General features: G+C 50.0%; 8 protein-coding genes. 4 read left to right on the top strand and 4 right to left on the bottom strand.

Annotated features, from left to right (window positions below; all coding sequences use genetic code 11):
- Positions 1-1240 (bottom strand): C1 family peptidase (locus AC1S52_RS21975; RefSeq protein ID WP_482031182.1); only part of this gene is annotated, 1240 nt, incomplete at its 3' end.
- A gap of 262 nt (positions 1241-1502) precedes the next feature.
- Positions 1503-2792, bottom strand: a complete 1290-nt coding sequence (locus AC1S52_RS21970) for a CHASE2 domain-containing protein (RefSeq protein WP_482031181.1) — start codon at positions 2790-2792, stop codon at positions 1503-1505.
- Positions 2793-2924: 132 nt separating this feature from the next.
- On the opposite strand from AC1S52_RS21970, the gene AC1S52_RS21965 reads away from it, so the two are divergent.
- From AC1S52_RS21965 to AC1S52_RS21950, 4 genes are all read left to right on the top strand, one after another.
- A complete protein-coding gene (locus tag AC1S52_RS21965) occupies positions 2925-4205 on the top strand; it encodes a hypothetical protein (RefSeq protein ID WP_482031180.1) in 1281 nt (426 codons plus the stop codon).
- 282 nt (positions 4206-4487) lie between these two features.
- Positions 4488-5228, top strand: coding sequence for an LmeA family phospholipid-binding protein (locus AC1S52_RS21960; RefSeq protein ID WP_482031179.1), 741 nt, complete (start codon positions 4488-4490; stop codon positions 5226-5228).
- Positions 5229-5598: 370 nt separating this feature from the next.
- Positions 5599-6120, top strand: coding sequence for a DUF2231 domain-containing protein (locus tag AC1S52_RS21955; protein WP_482031178.1), 522 nt, complete (start codon positions 5599-5601; stop codon positions 6118-6120).
- 261 nt (positions 6121-6381) lie between these two features.
- The gene (locus AC1S52_RS21950) at positions 6382-7236 is read left to right on the top strand and encodes a lipopolysaccharide assembly protein LapA domain-containing protein (RefSeq protein WP_482031177.1); all 855 of its coding nucleotides are present in this window, start codon (positions 6382-6384) and stop codon (positions 7234-7236) included.
- A gap of 28 nt (positions 7237-7264) precedes the next feature.
- On the opposite strand, the gene AC1S52_RS21945 is transcribed toward AC1S52_RS21950, so the two are convergent.
- Together AC1S52_RS21945 and AC1S52_RS21940 are read right to left on the bottom strand one after the other, a co-directional pair.
- Complete coding sequence (locus tag AC1S52_RS21945; RefSeq protein WP_482031176.1) at positions 7265-7825, bottom strand: hypothetical protein; 561 nt, start codon at positions 7823-7825, stop codon at positions 7265-7267.
- A gap of 123 nt (positions 7826-7948) precedes the next feature.
- Positions 7949-9028 (bottom strand): RuBisCO accumulation factor 1, encoded by a 1080-nt coding sequence (locus AC1S52_RS21940; protein WP_482031175.1) that lies wholly within the window; start codon positions 9026-9028, stop codon positions 7949-7951.
- Positions 9029-9198: the final 170 nt, after the last annotated feature.

Genomic DNA, 9198 nt, shown 5'->3' with positions numbered 1-9198 from the left:
CGTCTTCTTCGTCTTCTTCGTCTTCTTCGTCTTCTTCGTCTTCTTCGTCTTCTTCGTCTTCTTCGTCTTCTTCGTCTTCTTCGTCTTCTTCGTCTTCTTCGTCTTCTTCGTCTTCTTCGTCTTCTTCGTCTTCTTCCTCGTTGGACCCAATGGTGTAATCGTAGTCTTCATTAACTGCGTATTCCTGGCAAAGAGCATCCAGTGCTTCCAGGAATGTGGCAGCATCTTCTATGGTTAGATTGAAATTAAGAATATCTAGTTGGGTAGGTTCTCCGTCGGTTTCTTCGTAGTTATAGTCAAAGTAATAGTCTTCTTCGTTTTCAATATAGTTCTGGCACAACTGATCTAATGCTTCAGCAAATCCTTCAGGATCGGTTGTTTTGACGTAGAAATCATAGAGCAGCAAGGAATTCTCATCGGCGAAGTAGGATTCGTTCTCTTCCCAAATTTCAGTGGTAAAGTCCAGGTCATTGACAGATTTGATAATCCAGGAATCATGCCCGTTGTAGTCTGGGTGCATGACGTAGTCATAGGGAACATAGCAGTATCCTTTATCTCCCCAAGCAGATCCCCAGGAATTTCTGACAATAAACATCCGATCTTTGTCGGAGTAGCCAACACAAAGCATGGCGTGCCACGCATGGGTCTCTCTCACATGCTCCGATTTCTTTGGTAGTGAAATGCGCCCCCGGTTTTCAGTTGCTTCGTTGAATGACTCAAACAGATTGAGAGCAAAGGCGATCGGGTAACCTTCTGCCAGGGTATGTCGCCACAGATCCAGATTTGTTTCGAGGAACTCTGCTTCCGTAATCGTAAAATTTACTGCATTCTCATAGGCAGTCTCATCGGGTTCCTCAAAAATGATTGATTCGTCGTTTGCCCAGAGATCTTCGCAGCAGGCACCATGTTCAATCAGGCTCTCGATCGCACAGTACATGGCGGTTCCACTATCTTCATTCTGGCTGTTATGCCGGACACGGGAGTTGTAGTACACAAACAACCGGCTGACATCCCCAGCTTCACCGAGATCACGTTTAGCAAGGTATTCATAGGCACCGACAAAAGCATTGGCGACACAACTGTTGCCCACCTGTTCTTCCACCTCGGTCATAAATTTACGCAGGTCAACCCGGTGGGGGAGCTTCTGCTGCCGAAACCTTTCGGCTTGGTGCGATTTCGCATCCTCTGGTCGCGTGCCGGGTTGATAACCACCAATACGATATTTCAAGTTTGTGCCCATTGGGAATTTACCTATTAAGACGGTTGGAATCTATACCTCTGTGCTTAAAGGTACCCAATTAGCCAACGCTACTCTTGGTTGGAATGAATTTTGGTTTTAGGTGCCAGGGGTCAGGGGTCAGATGCGGGGTGTCAGGGGTTGGATAGCGGTGTTACCTTGTTCAACGTGGCACTTTCGTCACCAAGGGGTATTCATTAGGCAGACGATTTGTAGGGAGTGTAATGTTGGTTAGAATTTTTCCAGCAGAAGTGACAGAAGAGGGTTACTCTTCATCTGCCGCATCTTTTACAATAGACAGATTTCCTTGCTCAGTTTGCTGTAGCCGTGGCATCAGGATAACCAGGCTTCCTGTCAGCACAAAGGCGATCGCACCTGGGACGAACGGCAACCATCCTCCCTCGATGGTTAGAACCATGAGACAGCCGCCATAGAGGAGGGCGATCGCAATGCCACTTGCCAGTAACCAGCGAGGCAGGGTCCGCAGCCAGCAGGCAAGTAGTCCTCCAATCCAAGCCCAGGCGACGATCCACCCCAGTTCGGCAGAGGGAGGCAATGACCAAATTAAAGGACGGTGATCCAGGACGGCTCTGAGAATTTGACTCACCATATGGGCTTGAATTTCAACTCCGGCAATCGTTTGAACGGTACCTTGATGGGCACTGTAGGGCGTAATCCAGTGGGTATCGTTAAAGCTGGAGTCGGTCGTGCCGATCAGAACAATGCGATCGCGGAGGATTGCCAGATCGACCTGATCACTGAGTACCTGTTGTAGGCTGACGGTTTGAGCAATCTGACCGGTTGCTCGGTAATTCAGCATGATTTGATGACCAGCGTGATCGATCTGGTGATAGCCTCCCGTGTTTGTGGTGACGGTTCTGAACACTACATCACCAATGCGGATGTAATTATCTGGAGTATGCTGAAGGTCAAATTTCTGCTGTTTCAGGTAACGGACTGCCATCTGCATATTGAAGGAAAACTTATTCTGGCAGGGAGAGGCATCACCGACTGCCAGTAGATGGCGACGCACGACTCGATCCGGATCCGGCAGCACATTATTAAAACCCTGGGCGTGGGGTTTGACTTCCGGTGGTGGCAAAACCCCAGGACTGCCAAAATAACAGATGGCAACCAGGCGATCGCTACGCTGCATCCGCTGCACCAGTTCGGGCAGGTTAGGGTTTGCTGGATAGTTGCGATAGATATCCAGACCAATTGCCAGTGGCACTGCCTGTTCTAGCTTTGCCAGCAACCGATTCAGCGTCCGATCCGACAGGGAAGCCACCCCCCGTTCTGCCACGGGTTGGGATTCCACATCCTGCTCGGTAATTGTTACCAGCAATAACCGCTGGTCTGGTCCTTCCTCTGGACGCAGCCGCAGGAGTTGATCAAAGGCAGTCAGTTCCCAGCGTTGCAGTATCCCCAGCGATCGCAGACCAATCAACCCGCCTGCTATCAACAGTCCAGCGGCGAGTCCGCTCCAGATGGGCAGCATGGGTGCAACCGATTCAGCCATGCCCAATTCCTGGCGAACCCACCGTCGGTCGAACACGGTTTGGTAAATCCGGTTAAAGACGACAAAGTAGCCTCAGTAGATCGCAATAACGTCTTCCGATTATCGACGGATTCTACGATTCAAGTTATCAATGCGGGTCTTAGCATTAGCTTCTGAGGAGGAACCATCATGCGATTCTTTGCGATTTCTGCCCTGTTTGCGAGTGCCCTATCTCTCCTGGTTCCATTCAATGCCCATGCGGTGACCGTCAGTCCAAGGGGTGTAAACGTTCGTACTTTTGGTCCAACCACCGTATTTCTTACCTTCTTTGGGTTGGATGAGGGGCAGCGTCCCGCGGAAGCCCTCTGGTGTGGTGCCATCAATGCCGACCAGTCCTGTGTTCCCGGTACAGTGTTTGGGCGTTTGCCCGTTCGCAGTAATCTGGCAAAGCGTAGTGGTATAAACAATCTCACAGATATTATGACGATTCCCGCTTCGGTTGCTCGCCGTGCCTATCAGGATGCATTACGGGGGAACTCTTCCGAATTCTTCTATGTCCGGCGATTTGTCAGTCGGACAGGCGGACCGGATGAATTTGTTGCTGTCACCTGTCGCTTAGCTGGAGGTGGCGCACGAGTTCCCTTGGCGTTAACGAATGTGCGACTAGATTTCCTGAGCAGTCCGGGGTCTCGCCAAACTCCATCCAGTCCAGTGATTCAAGTTGTGTCACAGGGGCAGCAACCACCCGCGCTGCAAGCCAACATTCGTTACAACGGATCAGGAAGACTCAAAGGGCGTTGGGAAGTCGTGTTACCGGGCGACAGCCCCCCTACCCGGCAAGATTTATTGACCGAAGCAACCCTGCCCATTGAGCAGCGGGGGCAACAACGTCGGTATACGCTTGTGGAGGCGTTCGATCGCTTCCTACCACCCACGGGTGAAGTGAGTCTGCCCGGTCCCGATCCAGCAAAGTTGCCCCAAAATACAACCGGGCTGCACCTGCTTCTGTTGCGGATTGAAGCAACGGACGATCGCGAGGGAAATTCGTTTACCGGCGTGGGCACGGTGAATAGCGGTGGAGTCGCCGGGTTTCCGATGCCCGTATTGCGCTACTATGTCAGCCCCGGTGCCATTCCCCCAGAGGCATCAACGGACTTAAAACCGCTGTCACTGCTAGAACCCGCTGCCAACGCTCAACTGGTTCCGACTGCACCCATTACGTTTCGCTGGCAAAGTATTCCCAATGCCAGGGCATATAAACTCGAAGTTCGACAGCAGGGCAGTGAAGCTTCAATACTATCTGCTGTTCTCAATCACGAAACGACCAGTTACACTGCACCTCCCTGGCTCCAGGAGACAATTGGACCGTCCCTCAGTTGGCGGGTGGTCGCAATTGGGACAGAGGGCAGGGTTGTTAAGGAATCTGACTGGCGCGACTTTCAGTTGCAGCCTGACAATAAAACCCGATAAAACTGACTTTTGCCATTTCCGACTCTGCTTACAGCCGTTTCCGCTTGCATAAGCCACCCATCCACCCATCCACCCATCCACACGCCATTGTGGTTTACTCATCTGAAGATTGCTGTAAGGCGAACTGGGAAGCATTGGGAACTGAGCCTCAGGCTAATAGTTCATGATTACTGCTCCCGTAGACAGATGATGATCGAAACTCTCCCTTCTGACATATGAACATTTTGTTCAATCTTTGTCTGATAGAACTACGCAACCGATTGCACTGTCAGGAGATAAGAGATGACCAGCGGTGAGCCAGACATTGGTGAAAAGGCGATCAGCAAAATAGCAGAAGTGGCAATTAGCAGCCAGCTAGATGGGGCAGAAGATTTGAATGTTGACATTCGGACTAACCCACTTAAAGTAGTTCAGGGACAAGTAGATTCTGTTGAGATTGAAGGCAAAGGTATTGTTGTTCAAAAAGACTTACGAGTAGAGGCATTCAAGATCAGCACAGATAGTGTTGCAATTGACCCTCTGAGCCTACTGTTTAACGGAATTGAGCTATCTCATCCCACCAGTGCTGAGTCCAGAATAGTTTTGACAGAAGCCGATCTAAACCGTGCCCTCAATTCTGAGTATGTGCGCCCTAAATTGCAGGACTTAAAGATGCAAGTGCAAGGGAAGCCCGTTACGATTGACCTGCAACGGGGAGAGATTCAGTTACCCGATCATGAAAAGCTTCTGCTGAATGTGGAGTTCTTAGTCCGGGAAACGGGTGAACGCAAACATTTCACAGGAACGGTTGTCCCTAAATTGGAGCAAGATACACAGCGTATTTCGCTGGAAATTTTGTCTGCTGAAGGGCAGGGATTAACTTCAGAACTGATTTATGCCCTGCTGGAACAACTCACAAACCTTCTCGATCTGAGTAACTTTGATATTCCTGGAATATCACTTCAACTCAGAGAGTTTGGTGTTCAGCCAGGGCAAATGGTCCTTTTTGCCAACACAATCATTGAGGAAATTACATCGGATTAGTGATCGTCAACAATTATTTCGTGGGTTGAAAACCCCAAAATAATAACCCTTTTTCTATCCCAGACTCAAAAACAAAAAGTTGACAAACCGCTAGTCTCTTTCTCTAGAGAGAAGTCAAACCAGTTGCTGTTTTTTACACTGATGAGATCTTCATCCTGTCAATTGGAGGATCTCACACGATTCTTCAGTGACAGGATAGAAGAAGCGCGATTGAACGCTTGTCTGAGCCTTAACCAGCTATGGAAAAGGCTGCTCCGAGACAAGCAGGAGATCTTATTGAGCAAATACTGTTTAGCTAGCAAGAGTGGCTAACACAACATTGACTGACATAAGCAGAAATTGGTAACCAGCAATCCTTCAGGAGAACATTATGACGCAAACTCCCAATATTCCACCCTTTGTTGAAAGTGATGAGCGCGAGTATCGTGACAGTGGTATCGTCAGCACGGTTGCGATCGCCGGACACCCGCTTCATCCCCTACTTGTCACTTTCCCAATTGCCTTTCTGACGGGTGCTTTCGGCACAGATGTCGGCTATTGGTTAACCCATGATCCTTTCTGGGCAAGAGCTTCCTTATGGCTACTAGGAGCAGGTTTTGTTTCTGGATTGGTGGCTGCGGCTACAGGAATGCTGGATTTCCTCAAAATTGATCGGGTCAAAAAGCATAGTGCTGGATGGATTCACGCGGTTGGCAATGCTGCCGCTCTGGTTCTGACACTGGTTAATTGGATCCAGCGCTGGAATAATGTAGAGAGTGCAGTTTTACCCGTTGGGTTGGTTCTCTCGCTGTTTGTGGCAACCTTGCTGGGGATCACGGGCTGGTATGGTGCAGAACTCGTTTACCGACATAAAGTTGCGGTAATTGGTTATAGCAGCCGAAACGAGCCGTAAATTGCGTCAGCGGCACCTATGGGTTGCGTCAGAGATGGAATTTATTGGTGTTGCTGAGCCGCAGGATAAACAGCAGGATGAATTGAGACTTCGGTTCAATTCATCCAACTCTAAACTCATCCCCAGAATCAGCCCGGCCGTAGAATTCTTCCAAAAGGAAAATACAGTGTACCAGATTTTATTCAGGCACGTAAGATAAGCTGATAACGTGAACTCATTTTGAGTGACTGGCAAACTGCTAGTAGTCAACAGTCAGATATCATGCTTTTTCGTCTCGTACTGCTGTTCGCGATCGCCAGTGGTTTGATCATTTTTACCTGGTCAAACCTGCAACCCATCACAATTACATTTCTGGGCATTCAGACGCTACAATTTCCTCTGGCGTTATGGGTTCTGGGAGCGATCGTGGCGGGTATTCTGACCACGATCGTGATTAATACTCTGTTCAGCATCTCTAGCTTTGCGACTGGTCGAGAGGTGCGCTCCCAGTTCAAACAAACGACCCGCAGCCGATTTGAGCAATTACGGCGCGATAGAGTTTCAGCCGACTCTCCTACCCCAGAGTCTGTTTCCTCATACCCTCAGTCTCCCTCCGCCAAAAAGCAAGATGATGCCGCCTGGAGAGATTGGGAAGGCTACGAAGAGCCGGTCGATCGCCAGCAATCAGTCAGGCAACCCGCTCCTACAAAAGCTCTGGATGATGACTGGAATCTTAGCCCTAACGATGATTGGGAAGTTTCCTCCCAAAGCACTCCTGTAGACCGACCTAGAACTGATGCTGCTCCCAGGTCGGGCACTGACTATAAAGTAACGCCGCCGTCTGGAGTGGCACAGCCTGAAGCGGCACCACAGCCTAAGTCATCTTCTCAGGCAGGGTCGGTCTATTCCTACGGCTATCGAGACCCTGCTGAGTCTGGTGTGGGCAGGCAAGAAAAGGTTGTGGATGCTGAATATCGGGTGATCGTTCCCCCCTATATGCCGTCTGTGCCTCCGCCTCCCACTTCACCCGCTGCAACCGATCCTACGGTAGAGAGTAAGGATGAAGAAGATGCGGATGACTGGTTTGATGATGACAGCGATGGTGCTGGAGAGGATGATCGGTGGAGGTTCAGGTAAGAAATTGTTCGTAGACGAATGCCAGGGATTAGTTCGCGATCGAATAGATCCCATCAAACTTGCCCCCGGTCAAAATTAAGTGGGCATCAACCCGGTTTAGTTCTGCCTGCATGAGCAGGAGTTGCATCATATTTTCAGTTGTGATGGAAGAACTGAGATAGCTGGGTGGGTTGGGGCGCAGCATAAGTCGCTGATTAATATTTCGCCGAATCCGAGGAAACTCGGCAACGACTTTCTCCAGTTCACCATCCCGACAGGTTGCTTGCAGATTTCTGGCGGGTTCCTGATCGCACTTCCAATACCTGAAGGCTAAGGCGTATGCAGTTGATGAACTTTGCAGCAGCTCAACCACACGCGGAGGAGTGTGTTCTGGAAGCCGGTCAATGGCTGTATTGACATGAGCAACCAAATAGGGATAGCGGGAGGGACTGAGTCCAGATTTGACCTGACGTTCAACATGCTTGAATGCTTGAATGGATTCAATAAATTCAGCGTCGATCGCTCCTGACTTACGCGGGGAATAGCTGAAAGCAGCCACGGCTGCGATGGGAATACAGAGAAACAAAAGAAGCGATCGCTGAATAAGCATGTTCTTAAAGAATAAAGGAGTATTAAACTCTTACCGGATCGGCTGAACTGCTGCAAATGGTCTTGGAGCCAATGTTATCGCTAAATAAACGATTCCAACAGATACTACGTCATGTCTTTTGCCTTACTCGTCAATCTGCCAAATCTCCTTAGTGTATTCTTCATCCAGCACCTTCTTAGGACGCATTATCAGGATAACCTGTCCCAAAAGGGGGACTTCAGGCTGATTCTCAAACCACTGGATTTGCAGTTGGTCTGTCTGCTCAACGACGCAGTAGCGGCGGGAATCCCACTCCCGATCTGCCCGGTCTATCACCACTAACACCTCTTCCGGCTTGCCAGGGAGCGGCGTTGGCAATGCTTCACTATTACACAGGATAACGACCGGATCTTCGGCTGCCAGGATGACCTGCCAACCAGGGATAGGCACCCAGGCACCTGTGCCCGAAAATTTGACTATCCGAAACGGCTGAATTTCTTCCACCAGTGGAACTGCCTGAAGGTCTGCTTTGGTCAGGGGAAATTTTCCAACCACAGGCAGCAGCCGGGGCAACTCTTCGGTGTCTTCCAGGCGATACACCGGCAGCCGGGGAGGCGGAGTGACCGGGGCAACGGAGAAGTCGGTCAGCAGTTGCTCAATCTGCTTACGGGCAGTCTTGCTGTGGGCAAAGCGTAGCCCTTTGGCAATCAGGCGCGATCGCTCTTGCAGATCAGCCTGTTGCCGTGCCAGTTTCCATGATTGATAAGCGATCGCATCCCCCGGATGGTCTATAAATCCTTCCGGTTTTTGACTCAAACGGGAAAAATCCTTCATCGCTTTGGCAGCGTCGTGCGCCTCATCCATATCCAGGCTTTTCTCCAGCGCAAACTCTGCCATCGCTGCCCGCTCTGTTTGGGTCAGAACACGAAATTCATACAGCACATCGCTGCCTCGGGAGCCAAAGTGTTGCTTAACAGACTCTGGCACTCCTAAGTTAAGGATGCTGGTGTAAACCTGGCTTGCAACCGTAATCTGGTTCTGCTGAATCGGTTCAAACCCTGTCTCTTCAAAAATGGTTTGAGGGTTGTAGCCAGCCTTTTGCAGGGTTTGGCACGCTTGTCCCCACTCCACCCAGGTGCCCTCTTTACGCCGGAGCGATCGCAGCAGCCCTTCTATATCTACTTGAGCATCAGACTTGGGAGAATCTTGAGGAGTTTCAGTCATAGGTTCTGGGGTCATTCGTCATTCGTCATCTATATGTACTTGTCAATGTAGATATAAATAAAGGGAAATTGCTGTTTCTGAGGATGGAACAAGGTACTCGATGAATTAAAACGTTCGCCTGAGCACTCACGTCAAAGGCTTCGGATCAACCTATCCAGCTTCTCAGCACG

The organism is Kovacikia sp. CALU 1929 (genome assembly GCF_056784235.1).
The sequence above is the reverse complement of the archived record's forward strand: the minus strand, read 5'-3'. Positions and strand labels throughout refer to the sequence as shown.